The 26678-nt window shown below is 40.4% G+C and carries 24 protein-coding genes and 1 pseudogene; 14 read left to right on the top strand and 11 right to left on the bottom strand.

Going from position 1 to position 26678, the window contains the following annotated elements; translation table 11 throughout:
- Nucleotides 1-36: 36 nt before the first annotated feature.
- Nucleotides 37-1221 (bottom strand): IS256 family transposase, encoded by a 1185-nt coding sequence (locus tag CBM24_RS15315; protein WP_088161838.1) that lies wholly within the window; start codon nucleotides 1219-1221, stop codon nucleotides 37-39.
- A gap of 432 nt (nucleotides 1222-1653) precedes the next feature.
- Here CBM24_RS15315 and istA point away from each other — a divergent pair, with 432 nt between their 5' ends.
- The 6 genes and pseudogenes from istA to CBM24_RS15285 all read left to right on the top strand — a co-directional run.
- Entirely contained in the window at nucleotides 1654-2916 is a 1263-nt protein-coding gene (gene istA, locus CBM24_RS15310) for an IS21 family transposase (RefSeq protein WP_088161837.1), read from the top strand.
- 18 nt (nucleotides 2917-2934) lie between these two features.
- Nucleotides 2935-3288, top strand: a complete 354-nt coding sequence (locus CBM24_RS15305; RefSeq protein WP_232475545.1) for an ATP-binding protein — start codon at nucleotides 2935-2937, stop codon at nucleotides 3286-3288.
- A gap of 111 nt (nucleotides 3289-3399) precedes the next feature.
- Entirely contained in the window at nucleotides 3400-4641 is a 1242-nt protein-coding gene (locus CBM24_RS15300) for a tyrosine-type recombinase/integrase (RefSeq protein WP_088159863.1), read from the top strand.
- Between the two features lie 8 nt (nucleotides 4642-4649).
- A complete protein-coding gene (locus CBM24_RS15295; protein WP_088159864.1) occupies nucleotides 4650-5642 on the top strand; it encodes a tyrosine-type recombinase/integrase in 993 nt (330 codons plus the stop codon).
- The gene (locus CBM24_RS15290; protein WP_088163413.1) at nucleotides 5629-6645 is read left to right on the top strand and encodes a site-specific integrase; all 1017 of its coding nucleotides are present in this window, start codon (nucleotides 5629-5631) and stop codon (nucleotides 6643-6645) included. The genes CBM24_RS15295 and CBM24_RS15290 overlap by 14 nt, the downstream gene beginning before the upstream one ends.
- A gap of 139 nt (nucleotides 6646-6784) precedes the next feature.
- Nucleotides 6785-7186: pseudogene (locus tag CBM24_RS15285) on the top strand (ATP-binding protein); the annotation flags it as partial.
- Between the two features lie 94 nt (nucleotides 7187-7280).
- Here CBM24_RS15285 and CBM24_RS15280 read toward each other — a convergent pair.
- From CBM24_RS15280 to CBM24_RS15260, 5 genes are all read right to left on the bottom strand, one after another.
- A complete protein-coding gene (locus tag CBM24_RS15280; RefSeq protein WP_088161836.1) occupies nucleotides 7281-8903 on the bottom strand; it encodes an ISL3 family transposase in 1623 nt (540 codons plus the stop codon).
- Between the two features lie 83 nt (nucleotides 8904-8986).
- Nucleotides 8987-9706, bottom strand: coding sequence for a hypothetical protein (locus CBM24_RS15275; RefSeq protein ID WP_088161835.1), 720 nt, complete (start codon nucleotides 9704-9706; stop codon nucleotides 8987-8989).
- A complete protein-coding gene (locus tag CBM24_RS15270; protein ID WP_088161834.1) occupies nucleotides 9699-10814 on the bottom strand; it encodes an AAA family ATPase in 1116 nt (371 codons plus the stop codon). The genes CBM24_RS15275 and CBM24_RS15270 overlap by 8 nt, the downstream gene beginning before the upstream one ends.
- Before the next feature lie 200 nt (nucleotides 10815-11014).
- Nucleotides 11015-11638, bottom strand: a complete 624-nt coding sequence (locus tag CBM24_RS15265; protein ID WP_088161833.1) for a hypothetical protein — start codon at nucleotides 11636-11638, stop codon at nucleotides 11015-11017.
- Nucleotides 11639-11781: 143 nt separating this feature from the next.
- On the bottom strand, nucleotides 11782-12363 hold the full coding sequence (locus CBM24_RS15260; protein WP_088161832.1) for a helix-turn-helix domain-containing protein: 582 nt from the start codon (nucleotides 12361-12363) through the stop codon (nucleotides 11782-11784).
- Nucleotides 12364-13322: 959 nt separating this feature from the next.
- Between CBM24_RS15260 and CBM24_RS15255 the strand changes: the two genes are divergently transcribed.
- Genes CBM24_RS15255 through CBM24_RS15240 form a run of 4 tightly spaced genes read left to right on the top strand, consistent with a single transcriptional unit; the run spans nucleotide 13323 to nucleotide 19698 of the window.
- Nucleotides 13323-13697, top strand: a complete 375-nt coding sequence (locus CBM24_RS15255; protein WP_088161831.1) for a hypothetical protein — start codon at nucleotides 13323-13325, stop codon at nucleotides 13695-13697.
- Between the two features lie 18 nt (nucleotides 13698-13715).
- Nucleotides 13716-15098, top strand: coding sequence for a TlpA family protein disulfide reductase (locus CBM24_RS15250; RefSeq protein WP_088161830.1), 1383 nt, complete (start codon nucleotides 13716-13718; stop codon nucleotides 15096-15098).
- Between the two features lie 2 nt (nucleotides 15099-15100).
- On the top strand, nucleotides 15101-18319 hold the full coding sequence (locus CBM24_RS15245) for a SusC/RagA family TonB-linked outer membrane protein (protein WP_088161829.1): 3219 nt from the start codon (nucleotides 15101-15103) through the stop codon (nucleotides 18317-18319).
- A gap of 32 nt (nucleotides 18320-18351) precedes the next feature.
- Nucleotides 18352-19698: a RagB/SusD family nutrient uptake outer membrane protein gene (locus tag CBM24_RS15240; RefSeq protein ID WP_088161828.1), complete on the top strand. Its 1347-nt coding sequence runs from the start codon at nucleotides 18352-18354 to the stop codon at nucleotides 19696-19698.
- 71 nt (nucleotides 19699-19769) lie between these two features.
- Here the strand turns inward: CBM24_RS15240 and CBM24_RS15235 are convergent, their stop codons facing one another.
- The 5 genes from CBM24_RS15235 to CBM24_RS15215 all read right to left on the bottom strand — a co-directional run bounded on the left by CBM24_RS15235 (nucleotide 19770) and on the right by CBM24_RS15215 (nucleotide 23293).
- Nucleotides 19770-20246, bottom strand: coding sequence for a hypothetical protein (locus CBM24_RS15235; RefSeq protein WP_088161827.1), 477 nt, complete (start codon nucleotides 20244-20246; stop codon nucleotides 19770-19772).
- A 47-nt stretch (nucleotides 20247-20293) separates the two neighbouring features.
- On the bottom strand, nucleotides 20294-20908 hold the full coding sequence (locus tag CBM24_RS15230; protein WP_157698472.1) for a MauE/DoxX family redox-associated membrane protein: 615 nt from the start codon (nucleotides 20906-20908) through the stop codon (nucleotides 20294-20296).
- 190 nt (nucleotides 20909-21098) lie between these two features.
- Complete coding sequence (locus CBM24_RS15225) at nucleotides 21099-21779, bottom strand: hypothetical protein (protein WP_088161825.1); 681 nt, start codon at nucleotides 21777-21779, stop codon at nucleotides 21099-21101.
- Nucleotides 21780-21814: 35 nt separating this feature from the next.
- The gene (locus tag CBM24_RS15220) at nucleotides 21815-22822 is read right to left on the bottom strand and encodes a helix-turn-helix domain-containing protein (RefSeq protein WP_088161824.1); all 1008 of its coding nucleotides are present in this window, start codon (nucleotides 22820-22822) and stop codon (nucleotides 21815-21817) included.
- Nucleotides 22823-22906: 84 nt separating this feature from the next.
- The gene (locus CBM24_RS15215; protein ID WP_088161823.1) at nucleotides 22907-23293 is read right to left on the bottom strand and encodes a hypothetical protein; all 387 of its coding nucleotides are present in this window, start codon (nucleotides 23291-23293) and stop codon (nucleotides 22907-22909) included.
- A 190-nt stretch (nucleotides 23294-23483) separates the two neighbouring features.
- Here CBM24_RS15215 and CBM24_RS15210 point away from each other — a divergent pair, with 190 nt between their 5' ends.
- The 4 genes from CBM24_RS15210 to CBM24_RS15195 all read left to right on the top strand — a co-directional run bounded on the left by CBM24_RS15210 (nucleotide 23484) and on the right by CBM24_RS15195 (nucleotide 26678).
- Entirely contained in the window at nucleotides 23484-24506 is a 1023-nt protein-coding gene (locus CBM24_RS15210; RefSeq protein ID WP_088161822.1) for a hypothetical protein, read from the top strand.
- Nucleotides 24507-24606: 100 nt separating this feature from the next.
- A complete protein-coding gene (locus tag CBM24_RS15205; protein ID WP_088161821.1) occupies nucleotides 24607-24990 on the top strand; it encodes a DNA-binding protein in 384 nt (127 codons plus the stop codon).
- A 418-nt stretch (nucleotides 24991-25408) separates the two neighbouring features.
- Nucleotides 25409-26053 (top strand): DUF6266 family protein, encoded by a 645-nt coding sequence (locus CBM24_RS15200; protein WP_088161820.1) that lies wholly within the window; start codon nucleotides 25409-25411, stop codon nucleotides 26051-26053.
- Between the two features lie 70 nt (nucleotides 26054-26123).
- Nucleotides 26124-26678 (top strand): DUF6266 family protein, encoded by a 555-nt coding sequence (locus CBM24_RS15195; RefSeq protein ID WP_088161819.1) that lies wholly within the window; start codon nucleotides 26124-26126, stop codon nucleotides 26676-26678.

The following is a 26678-nucleotide window of genomic DNA, read 5'->3' as shown; positions in this document are numbered from 1 at the left end:
TAAACTGAACTGTGTCATTGGATAATTAACCAAAATCTAAAAGCCTCTATCAAGTTTGAGCCTATCCCCAAATTTAATGTAAAGTTGGGATATGGTCAAGCCCCAGTTATGCACTGGCATTGTCCACTTTTTAGAGATGTCCTTTATTATCAGAAACATCAGCTTCATAAGAGCCTGCTCAGAACTGAATGCACCTTTAGACTTCGTTATTTTTCGGATCTGACGGTGCATTCCTTCAATAGGATTAGTGGTATAGATCGTCTTACGCACCTGCTCATCATACTCAAAAAAAGTAGAGAGGTTTATCCAGTTATCGAGCCATGACTTAGCGGCTATGGGGTATTTCTTGCCCCATTTCTCTTCAAAGACCAGTAGTTTTTCATATCCCATTTCTTCGTTTACAGCTTTATAAATGGGCTTTAAATCTTCAATAACAGCCTTTTTGTCCTTTTCTGTAACGTAGCGCATGCTTGATCTAATCTGATGGACAATGCATAACTGAACTTTTGTTTTTGGAAAAATAGCTTCTATAGCTTCAGGAAAGCCCTTCAGTCCATCAATACAGGCTATCAGGATGTCCTCTACACCGCGTAGCTTTAGATCGGTGAGTACGGATAACCAGAATTTAGCTCCTTCGTTTTCCGAACTATAAAGCCCTATCAGGTCTTTGCGGCCATCCATTCCTATGCCCAGGATATTATAAATGGCCCGGGACTCAACCGTACCGTTCTGACGGACTTTATAATGCATGCAGTCTAGGAAAACAAAGGGATAGACGGCTTCTAGCGGACGACTTCGCCACTCGTTAACAGCAGGCATGACGCTTTCTGTAATACGGGATATTTCAGTTGCAGAAATCTCCATAGCATACATCTCACGGATAAAATCACTTATTGCACGTGTGCTCATACCTTTGGCATACATGCTCAGCACATGACCTTCCAGCTGTTCTGTTATAATAAGCTGACGTTTGGGAACTACCTTGGGCTCAAATGTACCAGATCTATCCCGTCCAGATTCAAGTTCAAATGTACCGGTATTAAGACCTCGAACAGTTTTTTTGGTCTTGCCATTCCGCCGGTTGCTATTGCCCGAAGCTTTCTCTTCGTTCAAATGGTTTTCCAGTTCTCCATCCATCATTGATTCCAACAGATGCTTCATTAACGGCGCTAGGACGCCATCATTGGGAGACAAACTTTTACCTTCGTAAAGACCTTGCATGGCTTCTGCCTTGAAGCGTTCAAAACGGCGAAGCCCTCTTGAGTTCCTTTAAAAACAAAATCTAACGAAAAATCGAATGGGTCTTTTTCTTTCATGACCGTGTCGTTTGAATAATTGAATATAAATAATCTTATTGAATTATTCCGCAGTTCATGTTACAGTCTCAGCATTAATGAAAACTAATTCTACCTGATGTTCATAAGCCCATCTATCGACCTCCTTGGAAATAAATTATTCACTTGTGCCTGTTTTTGGATATTACGGTTTGATTTGTTCCAGTCATTTCGGTCGGATGGTGCCAGCTATTACGGTTCAAATGATGCCACTTTAGTGGTATAGTTTTAGTCCTTCCATCCGTATGTTTTACGGTTTGAATTGTGCCACTTTAAAAAGATCAAGAAAGAATTACCTTGTCGCTTTAAATACAGCGATATGGCCAACAAACTTGATCCGATGGACTTAAAACAAATACTCACATTACATCTGGACGGTTACATCGAACATTACCGCCGTAAATATCCAAAAGAAAAGGGTTCAATGAAACTTCAGCATATTGTGGGCGAAGAAATGTTCGTGGACTTTGCCGGGAAGAAGTTGCAGATCATCGATAAACACACCGGAGAGGTTATCGCTGTGGAAGTATTTGTGGCCATACTACCGTGCAGCCAGTACACCTATATCCAGGCATGCAGGAGCCAGAAACGCGAAGATATGATATCCTGTTGCACAGCGGCACTTCGTTTTTATGGTGGATCGCCCAAAGCGATAGTGTCCGACAATCTAAAGTCCGCCGTCAATAGATCGAGCAGATACGAAGCGGACATCAACCGTAGCTTCAAGGACTTTGCCCACCATTATAACTGTGTCATCAACCCGACTCGTAGTTACGCTCCACAGGACAAAGCGTTGGTTGAGAATGCGGTGCATCTGGCCTATCAGCGTATCTATTACCCATTACGTGAAATGACTTTCTTCTCGCTGGAAGATCTCAATAGAGAAATTGCAGTACTACTGGAGCGTTATAACAATCTATTGTTCAAACGAAAAGAATCGAGCCGTATCGAGCTCTTCCAGAGTATTGAACGAGAATATCTCAAAGCCCTTCCCGCTGATCCATATGAACTGAAAGATTACAAAAGGGCCAAAGTACAGAAAATGGGTTACGTATACTTTTCTCCCGAGAAGTGTTATTATAGTGTTCCATACCGATATATCGGAAAGGAAACAATGATCCATTACACCAGGAGCCGCATTGAGATCTTTTATAATCATGAAAGAATTGCGCTACACCAGCGCAATCTGATCAAAGGTAGCTACATCACCAACGCAGATCACCTGAGCAGCACACATAAGTTCTATTCGGAATGGAGTCCTGAGTTCTTTAGAAAAAAAGCGCTGCCACATGGGGAATATGTCCTGGCATGCATCGAAAAGATACTTGCTTCCCATGATTATCCCGAAATAAACTACAAACGCTCCCTTGGAATTATCCACCTGCACCGAGCCTATGGATCCGGGCGTCTGAACAATGCGTGTAAAAGAGCATTGGATACAGATAGCTGCTCCTATCTACGGATAAAGAATATCCTGAAAAACAATATGGACAGGCTGCTTTTATCTGTGAATGAGCTTGAGCCCCAAAAACCACATATACCTTTTCACAGCAATATACGCGGTGCTTCCGCATATGAATAATAAACAAAAATCAAGAAAATGAACAATCAGACAGTTGAAAAACTACGCGACATGCGTTTAGGAGCTATGGCACAGTTACATCAGCAGTACGTTAAGGAAAACAGGCTCGAAGGTATGACCTGCGACGAATACCTCGCGTTACTTACTGACCATCAGTGGGAAGACCGGGAAAATAAAAAGATAGAGCGTTTGCTCAAGCAGGCAAACTTTAGGCATAATGCCAGTCTAGGTGATATAAACTACGCCAGCGAAAGAAATCTGGACAAAAATATGTTTGCGCGTCTGGGTACACTGGACTTTGTGCTCCGAAAAGAAAACATTATTATCTGTGGTGCTTCCGGCACAGGAAATGTAAACCATATGATAATGTAAAGTAATTTGCTAATGTATAACCAGAACCTTTAAACGGTATGGGATTGTCTAAAGTTTACTTTACATTACATTTCTCATCATCATGATGTTATTGTCTGTAAACAATATATCATGAATACAAAAAAACAAACAGTGGATGATTTGATGAACGACTTCTTTAATTACATGAGAAGCATCTATCGCACAGAAGGAAGCCTAAAGCGTTATAAGCGCATATGGCAAAGAATAAAAGATTTCATGTCTGCTCAAAAGCTTAAATACTACAATCCAGCAGTAGAACAGGCGTACTTAAAACATGAACTTGGAGATTACGATTATTATCAGCTTGATAGGAAAAAAAGGGATCTAATAAATATAACTGAGGCCCTCGGAGAGTTTCAGAAAACAGGCCGGCTGTTTATGGGGGCAAGAAAACATCGCCCTAAAGAGTTTCGTGGATCAGCTGCAGCAAGCATCAAAGCCTTCATTAATTATAAGCAGGTTGTGTTAGGCTTATCAGAAAACACTATTGGATCTTATATTTTCCATCTTTATGCATTTTGCAACTATATACATAGAAATAAGATCAATCTAAAAGCGATAAAAGCTTCAGAAGTCTTGCTTTATGTAGAGCAAATGAATGCCAATAAACCGGCAAACAGGTATGTGTCACTGAATATCCTGCGGAACTATTTCAAACATCTGTACGAGAATAATACGTTGTCCTTGGATTACTCCAGAATTATTCCCAAGGACAATTATAAGCAGCAGCCTAAGTTGCCATCCACATTTACAGATCAGGAGATAGCAGCCCTGTTAAAATCAGTAGATCGTGGTAATCCAAAGGGGAAACGGGATTACGCCATGTTGCTATTAGCAATTAGGTTAGGTCTTAGAGCTTCAGATATATGTGAACTGACCTTTGATAATATCATTTGGGAACAAAACATCATCCAGATCATTCAGTACAAAACAGGAAAAGCATTAGAGCTTCCGCTCTTGGCGGAGGTTGGCAACGCCATCGTAGATTACCTTAGATATGGCCGTCCCGTTACCAAGGATAATCATTGTTTTATTCACGTACAGGCTCCTTATGAAAGAATCCATTCCACAGATATGGGCAATATGGTTCGAAAATATATGACGCTATCTAAAATAAACTATTCTAACCGGAGGCATGGCCCCCATTCCCTACGTCATAGCTTCGCCAGCGCCCTTCTGAGAGAAAAATTACCGTTGCCAATCATATCAGAAGCCTTGGGGCACAGTTCTATGGAATCAACTATGCTGTATTTGCGTATTGACAAGGACTCCCTAAAAAAATGTGCAATTGAAGTTCCCCTAGTTCCAGTGTCGTTTTATAAACAGAAGTGAGGTAAGCTATGAACAGAATCTATTATAGCCTGTATGGGCCCTACATTGTGAAATTTATAGCTTTAAAAAACAGCCTTGGCTACAAATATAAAGACGGAGGAAATGCACTAAGGTTGCTGGATAACTTGGCGTTGAGAGAGGATGTCACTGAAGTTCCTATCACAAAAGAACTTACTAGTAAATATGCTGAAATAAGACCTAATGAATCAGAAAAGACCCGGTATAACAGAATGCAGATATTAAGGCAGTTTGCCCAATTCCTATGTGATTTAGGGCTGAGATCTTATATCCCCAGGCTTCCAAAACTAAGCCGTACGTTCATTCCCTACATCTTTTCACAGGATGAAATTCAAGCCATCTTTGCCGTTTGCGACGGGCTTTCACCATCCTGCCGTAACCGTAATTCCGGAGTATTCCAGATCCCTTTTTTGATAAGACTACTTTATGGTACAGGAATAAGGATCAACGAGGCTCTTTACTTGTCATACAATGATATAAACCTTGCTGAGAAATACCTTGTACTAAGAAAAACCAAAAATGGAAAAGACAGGATGGTACCAATGTCAGACTCCCTAAATGATGTATGCAAAGACTATCTAACCTACCGATCCCTGTTTACTGGAGCTGATAAAACAGAGAGAATATTCATGCTGCCCGATGGGACCCCATTGAATCAGTATACTTCTTATAAATGGTTCAGAAAGATTATCTGGTGGGCAGGCATATCTCACGGAGGAAGAGGAAAAGGCCCTAGACTACATGATCTGCGTCATACTTTCAGCGTTCACTCCCTAGCAACAATGGCAAGAGAGGGACTTGATCTGTATCACTCTATGCCTCTATTATCGACCTATCTTGGGCACCAATCTCTTGAAGCGACAGATGGTTACGTACGTTTAACTGCTGAAATGTATCCATACCTCATCAAAAAATCAACCGACTTATCCGCCAGTGTATTCCCTTTGCTTCACCTAAACCAAGATGATCATGAAACCGACTGACTTTTCCCGACATCTGACTAACTTTCTTTCACGCTATCTTCCGGGAGAACGTGGAATGAGTAACCATACGATATCATCCTACAGGTTTACCTTTATTCTGTTTATCTCATTTATTGAGCAGGTAAAAAAAATACGTGTTTCCAAATTGGTATTGAGCGATATTACTAAAGAAATAGTTGTAGAGTTCCTTGATTGGCTGCAGTCAGAAAGAAAATCCTCCGCTGCTACCCGAAATGTGCGGCTGGCCGCATTACATTCCTTCTTCAGTTTTATGCAATACCAGCAGCCAGATCACATGGCAGAATGGCAACGTATCCTCTCCATAAAAGTTAAGAAGATCGCAAAAAATGCTGTCAGTTATCTTTCTGTAGAGGGTCTTAAGCTCCTATTGGAACAACCTGACACCTCTAGTCGTAAAGGAAGAAGGGATCTTTCCATGCTGGCCTTGATGTATGATTGCGCTGCCCGGGTACAGGAGATAATTGATGCGGAACCATCCTTTATCCGATTAGATAAACCCTTTACAATGAAGATTACTGGTAAGGGAAACAAGGCCAGGGTAATTCCTTTGATGGATGAGGCGATTGTTCATATAAAAAGATATATGGATGAAAACCACTTACTGGAACCGCAAATGCGCACATCCCCCTTGTTCTGTAACAGTCGCAGAGAAAAACTGACTAGGGCAGGAATCAACTGCATACTGAAAAAGTACGCCTGCATGGCCAGGAACAAGAATCCAGGACTTATACCAGAAAAGATAAGCTGCCATTCATTAAGACATTCTAAGGCGATGCATCTTTTGCAGTCTGGAGTACATCTCGTTTATATAAGAGACTTCCTGGGACATGAATCCGTTCAAACTACGGAAATATATGCCCGTGCCGATTCACAACAAAAAAGAGAAGCTATAGAAAAAGCGTATGTAGATGTGGTTTCCAAGGAAATACCTGAGTGGGTTGAAAATAATGACCTTTTGGAGTGGCTGAAGGCCTTTAGATAAAGGCTAATATAATGTAAAGTGGATTGAATGATAAAAGCTTAACATAAGGATACTAAGTATAAAAAACTTTCTGCTTTACATTATCATATGGTTTACATTTCCTGTGTAATGTAAACTTTTACATTACTGTGGAAAAAGCTACCTGTCACAGGCTCTCGGACATCAGGCATGTATTACAGGGGTAAAAACCCTATATACAGTAACTGCAAGACTGATCAAAAGGCTGAAATTGAGCAAAGTTGATGGAACATACCTTAAAGAACTGGAAAAACTAACGAAAACGGAACTACTTATACTTGATGACTTTGGCTTACAGGCTTTTGATAGCCAAGATCGGGAAACACTGATGGATATTATCGATGACCGACATGGTAAAAGATCAACCATAATATCATCCCAGATACCGGTATCGGCCTGGTACGAGGTCATCGGCGGAGAGGGCACTATTGCCGATGCGATCTTAGACCGGATTGTGAACTCCTCACATCGGATAGACCTAAAAGGTGAATCGCTTAGAAAAGGAATATATAAAAAGGAATAATCAAATCCTTTTTATATAATTGTATGATCTTTTAAGTGGCACGGTTTGACCGAAATCACTGGCATCATTACTGGTTCTTCCCCACTTTTGGTGGTCATGAAGGAGAATATACCACACGTTTCCTCAACAGATCAAACCCAGCTCTCCCGTACATCTGCCGCTTAATCGTTTTCAGTCTATTAACGTTTCCTTCTACGGGACCATTGCTCCACGGTAGGCTGAGTGCATTTTCAACAGCCTTGCAATCGGCCAGCAGCCCTTTGGCGAAAGAGGCCATCTCCTTTACTCCGGATTTGTTTGATTTGTCAATCCATTCTTTCAGATCCGTATTACCTGACCGTTCAGACATCATTTTTCGGAAGGATTGAGCAAGCGTGAAAATCTCCTGCAGGTCTTCGGAAGATGTGCATAATTCGCTGATAAGCTTTTGCTGGCCTTCTTTTAACTTAGCTTGATCGGACACGAACCAGATCGCTGTTGATGCTGGTTTGAAGGATGCTCCAGCCTGCGTAGGCAACTTCTTTGTACGCCCAGCTTTTTTACCTACCTGTACCTCATAGTATTTCAAGGCTTCTGACAAGGTAGAATAGGCTCCTTTGTATCCCTGGGATTTTAACTCCTGCCATATTGTAGTCAGCAAGATGTCGGATTCCTCCTCCATAAGCTTTCTGATGTACGGAAAAAATTTTTCTATCGGGTTGTTACGGCTTTGTGATCTGCGGGGTAAGGTTTTCATATCCAGATATCTCTTGATAGTTCGCCTGCTCATGTTCAGATGTCGTGCCATCGCACGTATAGAGTGCCCTTTTCCCTGCAGTTCTTTAAGCTGTTTGAACCGTTGAAGGCGGATTCCACCTTGGGGATTCTCTTCGGACCTTTTGTCTCCACCAGAGATATTTTGGCCGCAGACCGCTTTTTCCGCTTCGTTCAGGGGTTGCTTCGGGGACAGCATAGCGTTGATTTTGCTATACTGCCTGACCAATACTTTCTGTACTGCTTCGCTTAGATTTTTCAACAGATGCCAACGGTCGGTTACCTGTATAGCCTGTGGTGCACCGGCGATGATGGCTTTTTGGTAATTACTGTATCTGTCCCGACTCATTACCTTAATCTCCGGACGCATTTCCAGCCATTTTCGCAACGTCTCTTCTTCCCGGTCAGGCAGAAGGTCGATAGCTCTCCCTGTGTGAAGATTGACCAGGATACTACCATAGCTATTCCGTTTTTTATAGGCCCAGTCATCCACCCCGACAGCAGTCACACCTTCTGATGGTGAAAAAGCCTCGTTTTCAATCAGTCGCAGTATAGTCGTGTCACTGGAAGGCATCGACACTAAGTCGCAGATTCGCTCAGCAGGTCTGCCTCCGGCCAGTAGTCCCAGCTGCCGGATCTTGTTTTCCAAACGGTCGGTCTTCCGCCTGTAAGGCTTAAAGTAATGCTCGAAACGTTCAGTGAATACTTTAAACGGGCATTCCTGATGACGGCAGTAAAACTTACGCGAGCGAAGAAAAATCACGGATGTTTTTCCAAAAACCGGAAGATCTGCGATTTTACGTGTGTAATAACTATGGATTCTTTTCGAGGGGATACAGCAGTTCGGACAGCTAACAGACCCGGTGCCACTCTGAACATAAATACGAAGTTCGTCCTGTCTGTTGTCAACCGATATCACTTTGAAGCGATCCCCGTTTGAAAAAACGAGTTTTGAGGCATTCATTATAATCTTAACGGTCTGCACACGACAATTATGATAAGATTACCACCAAAAGTGGGGAAGAACCCATTACTCCGAAATACCCACTAGCCTATAATTTTACTAAATTTTGTAAAACCAAAATAGTCAAACATAAATATAGGAAAACCACTTAGAACCGATATCGTTGAATCTTTCTCTATATATTTTTCTTTTTGATTCTCAAATATCTTCCCTTGTGTAAAAGATTGATTAGGTAAAATATAGTTATCTGTTACTATATAATTCATTTTGCTTAAATGAGTAATTAATAAAGACTTCCAAATTTCCATTGTATATTTTGAAAATTGTAGATATATTTTTCCAGCTTCTTCTGAAACTAACTTCTTATATTTGATGTTTTCTTTCGCCTCAACTTTTAAATTTTTGAAATCTAATTCATCTGAAAAATGTTTTATACTTTCAACCATAGGATAACTAATATAAAGTTTTCCTAAGTCTGTCTCTTCATCAAAAATTTCAAGCATTTTAAACAATGCATCATCAGAAGCCAGCGTTGAATGACCATCATAATCAAAAAAGAGATATATTTCGGCAAAATCATCACGATTAAAGTCTTTTAATATCTCTTTATTATTTGGAATATTTTTTAACAATGAAAATGTATCTAAATCTCCATCATCTGCTAATGCTCGGTGGAGTTGATATATTTCAGCACAAAATGCACAAGTAATTACGGATCTATCTTTGAAAACATGTTTAGTAAAACTTGTTACAATTTGATCCTCTGTTTTCTCACCTTCAAATACAAATAATATATTAGACATCGAATGAACCGGCTTTATACATTTTTTCTAAGTTATGAGCTTCTCTTAACTCTTTTTCAGTGCTTTTTGATAGAGACTTAATATTATCTTTATTCATAACAAAATAACAATCAGGTCTTAGCAAATCATTAGTCATAATAGAGGTATTATGCGTTGTTAATACAAATTGTATATCAAGCGTTTTCAATTCTTCTACTATTAATCGAGATAACTCATGATGATAAAATGCATCAAACTCATCTATAAATAAAAATGAAACCTTAGATTCTTCCTTTAATCTTTGCATCCAAAAATAAAAAAGTGTCAAAGCTTTTGTGCCTTGCGATGCAATTCTAAAAAAAGAAATAGATTTTCCTTCAAAATCAAATGCAATAATATTTTTTTCAGATTCTTTTACAACTTTCAATTTACATTCTATTCCAGCCTTATTTAAAAATAATTCAAGATCCTCTACATTACCTCTTTCGATAATATCTTCTTGAACATCCGTAGATCCAGTTTCAATCCCCATATATGAATTACCATCTAATGAACGGAAAAATAACATTCCATCAATAAATTTCAAAAAGCATAAGAAAATATTATTGAAATTATCAGTATCGTCTAGAACAGAGTTGTTTTTTATGTATTTAAGTAATGATAAATTTAAATTCTTGATATCTTTGTTTAAACTTTCGGTTCCTTTTAAATTTATTGTGGCTTTATTGCTAATCTCTCTGTCAATTTCAGCAATTAGATTATTATCAATTGTTAGTTTTTCATAAATTAAGTTTCGATTTTCATTTTTCTTGTATAAATAACTAACCTTGGAAGCACAAATTATAAAATCGTACTTGAATATTGCAAACTTCTCATCATTCAGAGCGTTTAAATAATGTGAATATTGAAATTCACCATGCTCAGAATCTGTTAAGTGGTCAATTACATCAAAAATTGCTAATCCTAAATTCGATTTTCCTACTCCATTACGACCATATACAATAGCATTTTCAACAACACCATCAATTACACTGTCTTTATTAAAATTATAACCATTTGTATCGTTTAAATCAAATACAAATTCCTCGTTAAAACTTTTAAAATTTCTTACGGTAAAGTTTGTTAACATCTTAAATGTTTATATAAGTTTAAGCAAATGTACAAAACTAAACTCATAATGCCGTAAAAAAAATACGGCAAACAAGAAAATATGAAGAACAACACTTAAAATTGATTTTGCAATAAAAACGGTTTAGGTTCAAACTTCTATTTATTTTATCCGCAAAACCATTATTTATTTTTTTTGGAAGTATATTTTTAATATAAGAGTTAATTATCAAGATAATGAAAAAAATAATTGTAGCTATATTTTGTATCATTATTCTCCACTCTCATACGTGTTATACAGGAATTTTTATATTCATATTTAAAATAATAGATTTTAGCAATCTCTACGCTGGATGTCTTCAAAATTTTGTCAAACACAGCGTTACACTGAATATAATATTTAGAATGATCAAATGGCAAGTTAACAGGTAGCTTTGCATTATACATAAAGTATAAGAACACAGAATTATTGTATTCTGAGTTTTTGTAGAAAATTTGATATTTCTCGCTGTAATTTTGACAATAACCTAATGTGCTATCACATTTTTCATTTAATAAGATTTGTAATAATCTATTATTTTCGTAAATGTAGCGGTAAGTGCGAGTAATAAATAATGATTTGTGATTTTCTCCTACATACCTCTTTTCAATTATCTTAGCTAATCTATCTTCCTTGTCATAGAAATATTCAGCGTCCATATCATAATGGATTTTGTTTAAAATAATCTTGTTTTTATCTACAACTATATTTTTAGAAGCTAAGGTGTCTGAAATCCATTGATCATTTTTATATGCTAACTCAATAGAATCTTCTCCATTGAAGTTTATTTTTGATATCTTCTTCATCTTATTCGAACAAGATGAAGAAGATATTAAAACGCCTATTAAGAAAATATACCAAAATTTACTATGCATTATCTTTTATTATTACAATAGAGATTGCGCCTAAACCTACCTTTGAAGTACCAGATTATTGGTTGCGATAGGATTTATTCTTTCTTACTCCCACTTATAGAAATTAATTTTAAAACCTCTTCCTTCGACATCTTTTCATACTTTGCAGCATGATCTTTGTGTATAAAGATCTTTGGCGAACTATTTTTAAACAGTGCTACGATCATTTGGTTGCGTGGAGGTTTGCTGAGGAGATTTGTGATTTCAGTAAATTTCCTTTTTTCGAGTTTTTTATCCATCTGTGAATGGAGATGCTTCGCTGTCGTTGGCTTATTCAGATAACCTTCCAAAACGAGACGATCTAGTTCGTTTGCCAATAAGTTCTCTGTTGATCTTAGCTTACCACCTGTACTTTCCGCTATTGCTGCCTGAGTAGGTGAGGGTAATTTTTTTAAGTCAATTTCCTCCTTAGAGAACTCCACAAAATTCTTATATGAAACTCCCCAGACACGTGTGGAAATTTTGTTAGCATCATCTAGATTCAATTTTCTTTTTAAACGTTCAAAGGCACTATAATCGGATTGTATAATGCCTGCAATTTTTGCTGTTGTTTCTTGACTTAATTTAAATTTAAGTCTTAAATATTTAAGTGCTCTCGAGAATTCTTCGTTGGCCATTTTTGTAAATAGATTTAATTTTATTTGATTTATTCTATTTATATCTCTATATTTGTCATGTAGTTATAGCGAAAAGTAGGGTGGTAAGCCCAACTTAACGATGTCACTCTCGTTCCGAAATCGCCAAATTCCCACGAGATGACCGTAGGTTCGCCATATCTCTGCGTAATGTTTATATTTGTAAAAATTACCAGAGGGTGAACCTTATGTCAGTCTTTTGGGGAACCCTAACTTCGGTTAGGTTGGCGTTTGGCGATGCCTGGTCAGAAGCATTAAGGTTCATTCTTTGGTTAATCTACTGCGAAGCCTAGAACATTAAAGAGAGACGTCGTTCACATAAAAACCAAAACAATTATGAGAACGAAACGAACACACATCCCCCATTACCCGCATTCGATCAGAGATCGCATGAAGAGGTATTCCCGCAAATCACTTTTAAAGAACATATTCCGCGCGCCTGAATAGGTTGCGCTCCATCAAAAACAGGCTGTAAAGAGTAGTAAAAAGGGGAGGTGTTGACTTTCCTTAAAATGAAAAGACAGCTGAACCCAGTTCAGTCTATTTCCCTCTTGATGTGCCTGTCACCGACCTATACACTTATATAATTGCATTAAAAGGTAATATTGGCCAATGTTACTGCTTGATTTAAAATTCGCACCTTAAAATTAAGCAAATTTTCATTGAGTCCAAACTTTTTACCCTTAGTTTTTATTGCAAGACGATATTGCTGTAGGTCGGTTTTTACTTCTTTCCGGCAGGAAGCGCCATAATGAACCCTATTTATGCCTTGAAATTGTATCTCGGCGCTTTTCGGACTTTAATCTTATTTGTCCATTTCGCATAGGTCGCATTTGATCTGTGCAATGACAAGCCTTTTGAACGCGAAAAAATCGCGAAGGGGAAAGCTATGCCTGTATCTGAGCGAGCATCCAAAGGTTTGTCGTCGATTAAACTAAATTATGAACCAAAAATCAAACAATCTGCTATCCTTTGAGCTAGCATGTTATGAAATATACGACAATGGATACGATCCATTAAATACCATTCGGGAGTTCTGGTCCCAACAAACAATAAATGATTGTCAGGAAAGCCTATGGGCACTCTTTGAAAACTATAGAAAGAGTGAGGAACAACAAGATGCTGCTGATGTAAAACAGATGCATACCTTTTTGATGAAAGTGTGCCGTGTGCTGATGGCTTATTTCTTGGTGCACTTTCGCAAGATCGAAATCGATGCGGTGCCATTTACCTTTGCTGAACCTGCCGACACCATTACGGCCGATCTGGAAGCCAAACAAAGGATCCACGATTTCTTTAACCGAATTGCTGAATAATACCGAATCCATAAGCAGATGATAAAAACATCAAAATCATTCACTGCCTTATTGGATAAGGTAGTCAATATTCCTGTTATACAGATTACATTACTTGTAATCTTATTCATACTAGTTTCTATGTTTAGTTTATCGGCTCAGACGCCCCGCAAGGACAGCGGGGCCGATGGGCTCAATGGACTAACCGTACTCAATCCAGGTGAGCCTATTCCTGATGCTGTCTGGAAAATACCATTGGAACTTAATTATTTTGATGGCAAGAAAAAGACAGTAAAGCTAGCTGATTTTAAAGGCAAAGTGATTGTCCTTGATTTCTGGTCTACGGGCTGTAAAGCCTGTATCGAGGGAATTCCTAAAATGGAATTGATACAGGATCGGTTCAAAAAGGATATGGTCATTCTGATGGTCAATAGCAAACGCAATAAGGATACCCCACAGCGGATCAAGACTCGTTTCCAAAAATATAGGGAGGATTTTAATTACGTTCCTAAATTAGGCTCCATATTGGACGACACCGTATTTACAACACTTTTTGAACACAATACCTTGCCAACAACTGCTGTGATCAACTCCAAAGGTGAGTTTGTAGCCACTACTAATGCAAACAACTTGACAGATGGTAATATTGAAGCCTGGCTCAAGGGGGCGAAGGGAAATATCAAAAACAAAGGGATCTATTATAATACAGGTGGAGAAGGAAGAGGAGGTGGTGGATCATTATTTGATACAACAAGCACCTATTACTATTCCGCATTTGCTAAACAAAGGGATAATTTTTTGGATAGCTATCCAAATACAGTTTATAGGGACGGCACAACTTACTTGCGGATCGGAAACCATACCCTGAGTTTTATGCTGAAGTATGCGTTCCCATTGGAGATGAAAGACTATAGTGTGAGGAATGCTTACTATGCGCCTGGATTGGGAATAGACTTTAAGCTCAAACTGATCCGCAATCGGTATTGGTACGAATATTTTAATCGGGATTCTGTAACCAAAAAGGAGATACGGGATGTTTATAGAAATGATTTTGTCCACTTTTTTAAAATTGCCGTAGAAAGACGAAAAGATACAGTCGAATACTATAAAGTATCTTACACGCCTGCATTCGAAAAATTAAAGACAAAACACAATATGGTCATATCGAAAGCGAGCTCGCCCGATAATGAATCTTATGCGCAAAAGATACCAATTTATACTATTCTGTCAAATCTGTCTTATGTTTTCGAAGTACCTATCGAAATAGATCAGTCGGAGATTACCAGTGTCGATATAACAATTCCCGCTGGTTTTATCTACCGAACGGAGAAGGAAAAGCTAGACTTTTTTAAAGACAAAGGCATTATACTGACGAGGACAAAGGCCTTTAAAGAATTTCCGTACATCTATCTCACAAAATAATCATGAGAGCATTTTGGTTGACACTGCTCTGCAGTGTGTGTTTCCTGTTGGGCAAGGCCCAGCAGGAGCAACGGATAGTGATACAGGGGGTAATTATAGATAAGGATGCACAGCATACCATCGCCGGTATTACTGTTCGTTCAAAATTGGGTAATAGTAAAACTAAAACCGACCGAGAAGGCAGATTTAGCCTGACAGGAATGAATCGGAAAGATTCGGTAATCGTCTCAGGTGTCGGTTACACAACCGTCACAGTTTCGGTAGATTATTTCTTTCAGAAGGAACCGCTATCGATAAAGCATTCCGACCAATATCTTGATGTAGTCGAAGTGAATACGGGCTATCAGACCCTTAAGCCCAATGAAGTAACAGGCGCGGTAGGTATGATAACCGAAGATATGTTGAAGCAGCAGACGGGTACCAATATTATGCAGCGGCTGAACAATATGGTACCAGCGGTACGGTTTGACAATCAGCCCATCCAAAACCCGATCATTCAAAAGTTGAATGTGTCTATCCGTGGCTTGAGTACAATAAATGGACAAATGGACCCCTTGATCGTGTTGGATGGTTTTATCTATGAGGGTAATATCGCCAACATCGACCCGAATACCATTGAATCGGTATCTATATTAAAAGATGCGGCAGCAGCAGCTATCTGGGGTGCCCGGGCTGGTAACGGTGTCATTGTACTTACGAGCAAAAAAGGGAAACTAGGGACTAATGAACGGTCGAAAATATCGTTTAACAGCACCTTTTTGTTCAATCAAAAGTCTGACCTGACACAGTTATACCGAATGTCAAATCAGGATTTTATTGGAGTGGAAAAAATGCTCTTTGACAAGGGATATTATAATGTTTTCCTCAACAGCGTAGCCTATGCTGCTATGACACCTGTAATCGATATCCTGGATAAAAGAAAAAAGGAGCTGATCAGTTCTCTTGATTCTGCCAAACTCATCAATAATCTATTGTTGCAGGATGGCTTAAAAAACTATGCTGATGCATTTTATGAAAGTCCATTTACACAGCAGTACAATCTGAATATTTTCGGCGGTGGTGCCAAACATGCTTATGGTTTTGCGACAGGCTATACCACGGACAGGTCACAGTTGAATGATAGAAATAGGAAGATCAATCTCTTGTTTTCGAATACGTTCAAACCGATCAGTAAACTGCAGATTGACTTCGGGATGAATTATACCAATGCTTTATCCAAGTCGGGAAGACCTGATCTTACCGGCCTGACCTACAATGGAAAATCGGTTCCGTACCTGCAATTTGTGGATGATAAGGGGCGTGAAATCCCATTTGAGAGGGATTACAGGCAACTCTATGTGGACCAGAAATACAGTACAGGATTTTTGGACTGGTCTTATTATCCAATGTCGGAATATAAATACAGCAATACGGCCTCAAAGCTCGCGGAGCTATACGCTACCTTTGGTTTGGCTTATCAGGTAAAATCATTTTTAAAACTCAGCCTTTCGGGTCAATATCAATTGCAGTCTATAAAGGGCGAAACCAATAGTACCTTGGAAAGTTATGATGCGAGATCAACGATAAATAAATTTATTCAGATGGATGCCAATGGAAAGCTGACTTATCCTGTGCCTCAATCGGGTCTATTAAGAAATTCGCTGACTGACGGACATTCTTATACGATCCGGGGACAGGGAAATGTTGATAAGCGTTTTGGGGCATACCACATCGTGGGAATCCTAGGTGCGGAAATCAGGGAAAATAGCCAGAAAGGCAATTCATTTACCGCATATGGATACAATGATCTGCCTTTGGCTTATGCTCCAGTAGATTATGTGACCTTATTCAAGACTAATCCTGATGATCTGTATCAGAATATACTCGGTGCACCTGATTTCTCGAAGACGGTCAATAGATACATATCTACCTTTGCCAATTTTTCAACAATTTGGAAGGAAAAATATGCTCTATCCGCTTCGCTCAGACAGGATGGAGCAAATATATTCGGTGCTTTGACCAACGACAAGTGGTCGCCCTTGTGGTCGGTTGGCGGTTTCTGGGAATTGGGTAAAGAGCAGTTTATGAAGAGAAGCTGGATAGATATGCTGAAGCTGAGAGCAACTTATGGTTACAGTGGAAATGTAGATGTTTCAAAAACACCACAGCCCGTTGCCAATGTGCAGACGGATTCGTACACGAAATATCGTATCCTCAATATTTCCAAACTCAATGACCCGTCATTACGCTGGGAAAAAGTAGGTACGATAAACTTTGGTTTGGATTATAGCTTGTTGAATGGTCGTATTAATGGTGCTGTAGATTACTATGTAAAATCGGGTAAGGATCTATATGGTTCTACAGAATATGATTACACGACGTGGGGAGCAAGTAATGTGATCACGAAGAATGTAGCGTCTATGAAAGGTAAGGGACTCGATATCAGTATCACTTCAAAGAATACATTGACAGGGGTAAAATGGGATACGCGGTTAAATCTCAGTACAAATTCCAATAAGACAACTGCTTACTATCAATCTTTGAATCAGGGAGTATTGAGTTTTCTAGGAAACGGCAACAAAATAACTCCGCTTGTCGGCATGCCGCTGAATGCGATCGCCGCATACCGTTGGGCAGGTCTGAACGAGCAGGGGATAGCTCAGGGCTATGTCAATGGTGAAAAGAGTACCGATTATTCCAAAATCCGGTCGGCTTCTGTGGAAACATCCACTAGCGATGGAAGTATCCGCTTCTTTGGCTCCGCCAAGCCACAGGTGTTTGGAAATTTGATCAACAGTTTTTCATGGCATGAATTCTCCCTCGCCTTCAATGTAAGTTTCAAGGCAGACTATTATTTCTTAAAACCTGCAACTTCTTATTTTAACCTGTTCCAAAGCGGAAATGCTTATCCGGATTTTGAAAATAGGTGGCAAAAAGAAGGGGATGAGCTGCACACTAATACGCCAAAAATGTCGTACCCGCTCGTTTCGTCTGCAGATGCATTTTATACGCAATCGGAAATACATGTTTTGAAGGGAGATCATATACGGCTCGAATACGTTAATTTCTCCTGGCAGAAGGCATTTGATCAAAAGGGCAATAAAACGAATGTAAGACTCTACGGAAACTTTGCCAACCTGGGTATATTATGGCGAAGTAACAGGCAGAAAATAGACCCTGAATATCCTTATCGATTATCCCCACCTAAGGTGTTCTCGATCGGAATCCAGATAGATTATTAATACATGTATTTGCCGATTTTAATATTTAAAAGATGAAAAAGATAATTATAATCATATTTTTATGTCCTTTACTCTTGTTGTCATGCAACAAGTATCTGGATATACAGTCCAACAATAGATTGGTCGTACCCAACAGTCTTGAAGATTTACAGGGGCTGTTGGATAACTCCAAAAACATGAATCTAAACTATTGTGGACTTGGCGAGCGCTCTTCTGATAATGTGTATATACCCCTAGAGAACCTAAATACCCTTGCGGTTGAATCAAAAGAACAATATCTATGGAAGGAAACAGTGTACAACTATGCCAACGACTGGTCTGCCATGTATACAACCGTTTATAATGCGAATTTGGTATTGGAGAAAATAGAGGCCATTCAAAGAGATAGCGGCAATGTGCTCGATTGGGACCGTATCAAGGGGTCTGCATTATTGTTTCGTTCGGCGGCATACCTTAGTCTTTTATGGACTCATTCAAAAGCCTTCGACACGAATACCGCGAAAACTGACCTTGGTATTGTTTTAAGAGAGACGTCGGATTTTAACGTCAAGTCGGTGCGCTCCTCTGTGGAACAAGGGTATAACCAAGTGCTCGCCGATCTGCATGCTGCCGAACCATTACTGCCGACAGAAGCAACACATGCGATGCGCCCCAGTAAACTGGCTGTTTACGGCTTATTGGCGAGAACTTATCTTTCGATGTGCAATTATAAGCAGGCGCTCGTATATGCCAATGCCTATCTCAACATAAAGCACGAACTAATGAACTACAATGACCAAGGGGATGTAAAAGCTTCGGCAAATTATCCCTTCGCGATTTTTAATAGGGAGACTGCTTTTTTTACCCAATTGCGATCGTCGACGGTTACAGCAGCTTATTCCAGTATCGAAACGCTCTTATATCTTGCATATGATACTAATGATTTACGTAAGCAGCTGTTTTTTAAGATCACTAAAGGTATTATAAATTTTAAAGGGCAGTATACTGGTGCACTTGCACTATTTGGAGGTATCGCGACAGACGAGATTTATCTCACTAGAGCTGAATGTCTGGCAAGAGAAGGGAAGTTAGATGCAGCGCTGGCTGATCTTAATCTATTACTGGAAAAACGCTATAAAACGGGAACATTTATACCAATCAACGTGATGAATGCCACAGATTTACTGGATACAATCTTATTGGAACGGCGTAAAGAATTAGTCTATAGAGGACTGCGTTGGATGGACATCAAGAGACTCAACCTCGAAGGTCGAGAAATCCATCTGATCCGGCAAGGAGAAGATGGGCAAGTGGAACTCAAACCAAATGACAACCGTTATGCCATCGCCTTGCCCGACGATATCATTAGGATCACAGGTATGCTACAGAACCCACGCTAAAAAGGAAAGGCGGCTTACTGGTGTAAGCCGCCTAAATTGCGATCAGTAAACCGATTGCACCAATTCTCGTCCTATAAAGTTCTATTTATAGGATCAAATTGTGTTGCATTGGAACTTGGTGCTTCACTAGGTAAATAACCATTTCCTTCTTCGGCCTCGATAGCCTCAATCTGAACTTTGGAATCATCCAGCGTACCGCCACTTACATCAGAAGCATCAACTTCAAGGGCACAGGCCGCTTCTTGCGCTTCATCACAGCTCTGACCATTTGGCGAAGTTTTCCAATTTGATTCATCTTCCACTTCCGATTTATTTGTCGGATCACCATGAAAGTAAAGCATCACGCTGGAAAACGATTTGCCGGATAATTTTTCAACAGCTTTTGCGCCATTGAAACATACTGCGAAGGCTATCGCTAACATCATGTAGCCTTTGCGATTGAAGATACTAGTCATATGACTATCCTCCTTTCTGTACAGCAGACCGCTGTTATTTTTCTTTTTTAAATACTTTTTGGTCTGCGACAATTTGTGTTTATAATTTACCATAGCTTTTTTCTGAAACTACGGTCTGGTTTTCCTATGCTGTAGCCGAATTACTGTAACCCCTCTACAAGCTCGTTCGGGAACGGGGCGCCCTGCATGGGGTAGTCGAAAGCATTCTTCGATTTTCCTTTCAACAGCGCTTGGACATGACCAATGACGATAACAATAAAAAATAGGAGGAACAGATTTATTCTGTTTTTATGGCTTTTATTTTGAATATGTTGAACTGTTTTATTTGATGTTTTTCTGCTGAGAAAAAGCCCTGCGAGGGTTAGGATAAATAACAGCGCGTTTATCCAGAGGTGTGTGATCCGATTGACGTTGGTCAAAAAGCTGCTGCACATGCAAGGCGCATTTTTTAATATGCCGAATACACCCAAGGCGATATAGATACTGAAAATAAGAATCAAAAGAAGGGATACTGACCAACCTAGATATTCCAGTTTCTTAAGTGGCATAAAAAGTAAGACGGCCAAAGAAATTTCCAACAGTGGCATCAACCAGGAAAGGACAGGCGCAAAGGAGCCAATAAGCGGTTGATGAACCAGTGAGAGCTCAAATGCATCATGGATCCATATTTTGTCCATGCCAACATAGAGCCAGAAGAAGATCATTCCGCATCTTAATAGTTGATAAGTCCAATGGTATATTTTAGCTCTTTTCATGTTATTTACGATTTATCTGCCGCGACTATTTCCTTGCCCGCTCAGGCTTCTCTTTTTCGCGACTATCTTATTCCAAAGTTCGTGAGTAAAAAGCAGGTGAACTTGACTGAATCTGGAGAGTAGTATATACAGGTTTGGAATAATGAAAGGGTATAGCAATAAAAAATCCCCTCGGGAGGGGATGCTACGGTTAAATTTTCAAAGGTATTGTGGTGGCTTCTTGGATAATCTCGTCAATGAATGCCAGATATTCGTTTTCGCTTTTAAAATTTGGCGAAATTTTCCGATCTAATCGATAAAGAATATGATCGTGTATAAAAGCTTCTTCAAAAACAGAACAGATGATTACATATTTATGTGTCAGGTCAATCTTCGAAAGAAGATGATTTACTTCAAGATAATCACCACCGCTGCTCAAGATCAGTATCTCGGCTTTCGCAGCAGACAGTTCCAGCGTTTCCTCACGGATTTCTATTAAACGTGGGTGCTTAGTGAGGGTTGTCACAATATTCACTTTTGATAGATTGATCATCTGCCATGCCACATAGCTATAGCTCTTTTTAATGGGTAATGGCTGCCGTGGTGCCTCTACCTTTCTCGCATTGGACAAGAGATAATAAAGCATACCTTTAGTAGAATAAATGTTGCCAGCAGCATTTGCTGCCTTGAGTACCTCTTCATCAAGCTGATAATTTTCAGGGAAATAGGAGGCGGCCATCTCGATACAAATACGTAGCGGGCCATATTTCCAGGCTCTATATTTTCCACAGACTTTTCTCGCAATTAGCGTGCTTTTGTCAGCTGGCTCAGCTACAAAAAATTGTCCGATCACGCTGAAAAATTTTACGCTTTTTTGAATGATTTCTTTCATGTTTTTAGGTCACTAGGTTAATTTAACAATAAATTTTATAAATAGTCTTGGTTATACCGCTTAAAAAACTCCGTAGCCGTCATGCCCGTTTTCTTTTTAAAAAAGCGTGCAAAACTGCTCGGTGAGGCATAGCCCAGTTCATAGGCGATTGCATCGGTAGACATACCCTCCACAATATATTTCTTGGCGAGATCCAGCATAAATTCTACCTTCAGCTCTTGAGGACTCTGTCCGTAATAAAGTTGGATAAGCTGATGCAGATAGTCCATACTGATCCCGAGCTGCCAGGCAATATCATCCAGTTTAAAATCCTGGCCAAGCTCGGCTACTGCCTGCTTAATGGCTGCATGGGCTTCTTTGGATTTGATTTGGGACTCCGAAATCTTGTCATATTCTTCAAAGATCTTTTCCTTCGATAGCTGGATCAGTTTCTTGATACCCCAGAGGATATTGACCTCACTGTCGAGGTCACCTTTCTTGATTTTTGACGCAATGGTTTTCATCAATGAAATGGTCCTGGTGCCGGCACGGAAATCGATGCTGCACCACGAATTCGGATCTTGTTTTCGATAGGCATGGATCAAGGGGTGAAGAAACTGGAAAGGACGCTCATTGCCATCGCGGAAAATGCTGCCGCGGAAATAAAAGTTAACGAGGGTATACCTTCCGGCAGGAACATGGATTTCATAATCACTTCTGGTTAAGTAGAAGTAGCGGCCGCGATTGCAAGAGATGCTGTAACTGATCCGCTTCTGGACATCCCTGATCTGAATAGCACGATCTTCTGTAAAGAGATAAAAGATATGCATATCCGACGCTGTGACTTGCATCGGAATGACAATATCGGCAGGTAGATGCAGATCCAATATATTGATGTAACCGAGCATGCCATCAAACTGCTGCAGGCAGGTTTGCCCATGTTGGTTTTCGTAATGTTGATAGTCCGCATTGGACATGCTTATTCTTGGCTTGAGCGTATCAGTTCTCGGACTGATCGGCTGGTCAAATACCTGTGCGATATCGATCTTTAGTGCTGTTTTCATAATGGTGTATAGGTCAATAAAATCCCCCCGGTCAGGATTTCGGTATGATCGGGGGAAATGGTTTTTGGATAACGTGGTGTTGGATTACTGCTGCGGACCGATGTAGGAAATCCGGATAAACAGGGGAGTGAACATCATTGTCGCCACACCATCCTGCCATTCATCGAGGCCGTGAACCATAAGCTCCTTAAATTCTGGATCATCATCATCTCCCTTGTCTTCTTTTTGAAATTGAAGTACGTTGCCCTGCATGAGATAATTGCTGATAGCCGTGCCAAGTTGTTTCCGAAACCCATTGGGAAAATTGTAGAGCTGTATTACCTGATGGGGATCGAGGTTAAAATTGTGTTCCATCCAGACTGCAAAATCGTCTTTAAGAAGTTGCATCTCTAGTGCTCGCTCCGCTAAGGGTAGCGCAAGAAGCGTGGCTACTTTTTGCGCCACACCTGGATTGTCAAAGTTCTCTTTCATACAAATTGTGTTTTTGCAAATATTTATTTAAATAGATCAAATTAGCAACCGACCTGTCCTAACCTCCGGTATTTTGGAGGATAATCTTCTTTTGGGTGATTAAATTTTGCTTAATATTTGATTTTATTTAGTAAATTGGTTCTGTAAACCAGTATAAACCTGAGCCATTTAAGAGAGCTTGACATAACATATGAAAGTATTAAAACTAACGGTGGAGAGTTTACTCATCTCCATGCTTTTTAATTTAATCGGAAATCACGGTATTTATCTGAATCGATTCTGGACACAGACCTATTGGATGTGGACAGTGGCATTTGCAATTGCGATTGGTGTTGCGGTCGTGTTCACGCAGATGTTTCTTAAAGCCTTTTGGACTTATTGGCAGAAGCGGTACCCTGATTTGATACTCATGAGCAAGGGGAGGGTCATGACCAAGAGTATACCCAAAGGTCAGCTCTGCTGTGCAATTCTTGCTACAACTATATCGATTCTATCGATTTATCTCTTCATTATCTATTGTTTCGCTTCTGTCCGCAGCGAAGATACGTACAGCTTGTTAAGAAGCTATCTGCTGCATTATATGCCTTTTATTGGTCTAGGCTTTATAGCCTACGTGATCTATGTTTTTCGTAACGGCAAATTATGGTGGCTAACAACTGAAAATGTGATGGCTTTGTTAGGGAAAGAGGTCATGTCGCAGGAAAACACAACAGATAGAGCGGGAACTATAGCACCTCCAAGTGCATTGGATAGGACTATCGTAATCGGATCACTCTATGATGTGCTGCATAAAGATTCGCCATTCAATTTAAAGACCTTGCAGATGGATGCTGTACGTATGTTTGATGTGCCCTTTTATTTTTCCCAAAAAAGAAAAAAAGAAGTCGTCCTGATCAATGGTATCCGTTTGGAAGCCCATCATTTCATGCAGGAGCTAGAAAGGTTGGGGCTTGATAAATGGTATTTCCGCATCAATAAAACCTGTAGGGTAAATATGATGCTCGTCCGTCAACCGATATTGCCAAATGCCACTTACCTGGAGTTTCGTAAGGAAGTGTTTGACAGCCTCAAGTTGAATATGACGGAATTGGAAATCAGCAACCTGCTGCAGATAACTGAATGGATGCGCAAAGAAAAAAAACTAAAGGATTTTTTGGATAACGTCAATAACCTAGCGCATGAGGGATGGGATAACCTTATTCGGCTCAATTGAATCATCCCACTTTATAAACTTAGATAGACCGAGCGCAGTAGACAACAGGTCTGCTGCTGCGCTGGATTTCGGCGGTTAGTCGAGCTAACCTTACCCGTTTATGTTTTTTGTAAAAGGATCTCCTGATCAACAGGAGATCACCCCCTGTTTTGTGTCCAATGCGACAGCTATTCACCTTAAAATCCACTATTCTTTTCAATTAAAATCAGGCATCGGATATACGCCCTTAGAGGCCAAGCTGGACCGTATCCTCGACCTGCTGCAAGAACAGCAGTATACGGAGCTCCACAAGCTGACCGGTACAATGACCATCCACGAAGTCGCCTATTTTTTGAGCAAAAGTGTGCGCACCATCGAGCGCCGTATCGCCAAAGGCCTGCTCAAAGCCACCTATAAAGAGGGCAATGCGGATCTCTTTCTCAAAAAAGATGTGGTGCAGCTGTATGTGGCCGAATATAAAAAATGGCCGCGGCAAATGCCTTAAATCCCTACACTATTCGTACCTGCTTCGTATTGTCTTCGGGGCTGCATGTAAAAGCAGCCACTGTTAATCCGTTGCTGAACAGTATTTCCCTGTTCGGAGACTGGTGAAGGTCTGGTCAGTATCTGTACAAGATCTATTGCTGATCCGAAGCAGGTACGGAGCTGGTCCGAAGCAAAGGCCCGAGACTGCTGCTCAAACCCGTAGTTTTTGAAGTGCCAGACGGCGGTGTACCTGGAATATGCCCGATTGCCTCCGACAACACGCCGACAAAAGACGGGCTACCGCCGACGAGTCTCCGCCAACCTGTTTTATGCTATTGACAAGGGGCTGTGTGATGTGGTATGTTTGTCGAAGTAAAGCGCTACATACCGGTATAAATGAAAGCTTTATGGGTTTTAACTTTTAAATAAAGAACAACATGGCAACAATCAACAATGGTGTAATCGGAAGAGCAAGTGGTAAAGTGGGCGCAGTGATCGCCTCGTCCTGGAAATCTATCAACTACCTTAAAGGTTTGCCCAAAAAGCGGACGAAAGGGATGTCCGAAGAACAGCTGATCCAACAGGACCGTTTTCTGAAAATCTCCAAATTCCTGATGCCGATCACGCCGATCCTGCAGGTGGGGTTTGGGCTCTCCAAAACCGAAAAGATGACGCCCACAAATGTGGCGCTGCAGCTCAATATCGCACAGGCGGTAACTGGTACTTATCCAAACTTTAGCTTGGATTACAGCAAGATCGAAATCAGTACCGGCTCTTACCTCAATGGCGGTGGCATGGAGGCTACTGTGAGTGATGGAATTCTTTCCCTCTACTGGGATACCATCCTGAACAGCCTGTACAAGACCAAGGCCGATGATCAGGTGATTATCCTGGTTTATTCGCCCGAAAAGGATGAATTTATGACCGCACCTACGCCGCCCACCCGTGCCGCCGGTACGATAGACATCGTCATTCCGGCCCACCTGCTCGGAGGCAAGGGGCATGTCTGGATTTTCTTTACAGACCGCAAGGCCGAGAAAGTATCCAAAAGTACGTATTTGGGCGAATTTGACCTGGCTTAGCCGCTAAAGGATTAATTGAAAGGGAGGAGCATGTGGCTCCTCCTGATTTTTGAACACAAAACGATAAGACATGCTGGTGATTTCTGAGTTTAAAAAGCAGGTTACAGATCCGACACGTAGGGAGGCTGCGCAGGAACGCTTTCGGCTGGCACGCCGATTTTTAAATCCGCTGTACCCGCTCATCCGCAAAGGTTTTGCCCATAGCAAGTGCACGGTGCAGGCGGCTTTTGGCCGTGCCATGTCACATACGCTGACGAACGTGATACAGGGGGAATATCCGGATTTTAAGGTGGTGCCCGCCCTGGCAAAAATTAGCAATGGCATGCTGTCTCCGCTCGCAGTGAATACCTGTGTGCGTACGTCCAATACGATACAGCTGAGCTGGGATGTAACCGAATCCAACATCAAAGATTATAACCAATGGGATGACCAGGTCATACTCTGTGCTTATGATATTATTGGGGAACAGGCAGCCATCAATGAACAACAGGTGCTGCGGAAGGATCTCCAGATGACGATCGAGCTGCCTTCCATTCTGCATGATCGACCGGTGCACCTGTACCTTTTCTTGCATGATCGTGATGAAAACCTGTATTCCAGAAGTCAATACCTCGGTCTTTTCTAA

It is taken from the genome of Sphingobacterium sp. G1-14 (assembly GCF_002196555.1).
Lineage (GTDB): Bacteria > Bacteroidota > Bacteroidia > Sphingobacteriales > Sphingobacteriaceae > Sphingobacterium > Sphingobacterium siyangense.
This window is presented reverse-complemented; position numbering and strand designations above follow the sequence as displayed.

Bases quoted from the DNA above. Each gene is read 5' to 3' on its own strand.
- CBM24_RS15270 (WP_088161834.1), bottom strand. From the start codon at position 10,814: ATGTTAACAAACTTTACCGTAAGAAATTTTAAAAGTTTTAACGAGGAA.
- CBM24_RS15315 (WP_088161838.1), bottom strand. From the start codon at position 1,221: ATGCAAGGTCTTTACGAAGGTAAAAGTTTGTCTCCCAATGATGGCGTC.
- CBM24_RS15275 (WP_088161835.1), bottom strand. From the start codon at position 9,706: ATGTCTAATATATTATTTGTATTTGAAGGTGAGAAAACAGAGGATCAA.
- CBM24_RS15220 (WP_088161824.1), bottom strand. From the start codon at position 22,822: ATGAAAACAGCACTAAAGATCGATATCGCACAGGTATTTGACCAGCCG.
- CBM24_RS15250 (WP_088161830.1), top strand. From the start codon at position 13,716: ATGATAAAAACATCAAAATCATTCACTGCCTTATTGGATAAGGTAGTC.
- CBM24_RS15245 (WP_088161829.1), top strand. From the start codon at position 15,101: ATGAGAGCATTTTGGTTGACACTGCTCTGCAGTGTGTGTTTCCTGTTG.
- CBM24_RS15300 (WP_088159863.1), top strand. From the start codon at position 3,400: ATGAATACAAAAAAACAAACAGTGGATGATTTGATGAACGACTTCTTT.
- CBM24_RS15240 (WP_088161828.1), top strand. From the start codon at position 18,352: ATGAAAAAGATAATTATAATCATATTTTTATGTCCTTTACTCTTGTTG.
- CBM24_RS15290 (WP_088163413.1), top strand. From the start codon at position 5,629: ATGAAACCGACTGACTTTTCCCGACATCTGACTAACTTTCTTTCACGC.
- CBM24_RS15200 (WP_088161820.1), top strand. From the start codon at position 25,409: ATGGCAACAATCAACAATGGTGTAATCGGAAGAGCAAGTGGTAAAGTG.
- CBM24_RS15210 (WP_088161822.1), top strand. From the start codon at position 23,484: ATGAAAGTATTAAAACTAACGGTGGAGAGTTTACTCATCTCCATGCTT.
- CBM24_RS15235 (WP_088161827.1), bottom strand. From the start codon at position 20,246: ATGGTAAATTATAAACACAAATTGTCGCAGACCAAAAAGTATTTAAAA.
- CBM24_RS15280 (WP_088161836.1), bottom strand. From the start codon at position 8,903: ATGAATGCCTCAAAACTCGTTTTTTCAAACGGGGATCGCTTCAAAGTG.
- CBM24_RS15195 (WP_088161819.1), top strand. From the start codon at position 26,124: ATGCTGGTGATTTCTGAGTTTAAAAAGCAGGTTACAGATCCGACACGT.
- CBM24_RS15215 (WP_088161823.1), bottom strand. From the start codon at position 23,293: ATGAAAGAGAACTTTGACAATCCAGGTGTGGCGCAAAAAGTAGCCACG.
- CBM24_RS15265 (WP_088161833.1), bottom strand. From the start codon at position 11,638: ATGAAGAAGATATCAAAAATAAACTTCAATGGAGAAGATTCTATTGAG.
- CBM24_RS15260 (WP_088161832.1), bottom strand. From the start codon at position 12,363: ATGGCCAACGAAGAATTCTCGAGAGCACTTAAATATTTAAGACTTAAA.
- CBM24_RS15205 (WP_088161821.1), top strand. From the start codon at position 24,607: ATGTTTTTTGTAAAAGGATCTCCTGATCAACAGGAGATCACCCCCTGT.
- CBM24_RS15295 (WP_088159864.1), top strand. From the start codon at position 4,650: ATGAACAGAATCTATTATAGCCTGTATGGGCCCTACATTGTGAAATTT.
- CBM24_RS15225 (WP_088161825.1), bottom strand. From the start codon at position 21,779: ATGAAAGAAATCATTCAAAAAAGCGTAAAATTTTTCAGCGTGATCGGA.
- CBM24_RS15230 (WP_157698472.1), bottom strand. From the start codon at position 20,908: ATGAAAAGAGCTAAAATATACCATTGGACTTATCAACTATTAAGATGC.
- CBM24_RS15305 (WP_232475545.1), top strand. From the start codon at position 2,935: ATGAACAATCAGACAGTTGAAAAACTACGCGACATGCGTTTAGGAGCT.
- istA (WP_088161837.1), top strand. From the start codon at position 1,654: ATGGCCAACAAACTTGATCCGATGGACTTAAAACAAATACTCACATTA.
- CBM24_RS15255 (WP_088161831.1), top strand. From the start codon at position 13,323: ATGAACCAAAAATCAAACAATCTGCTATCCTTTGAGCTAGCATGTTAT.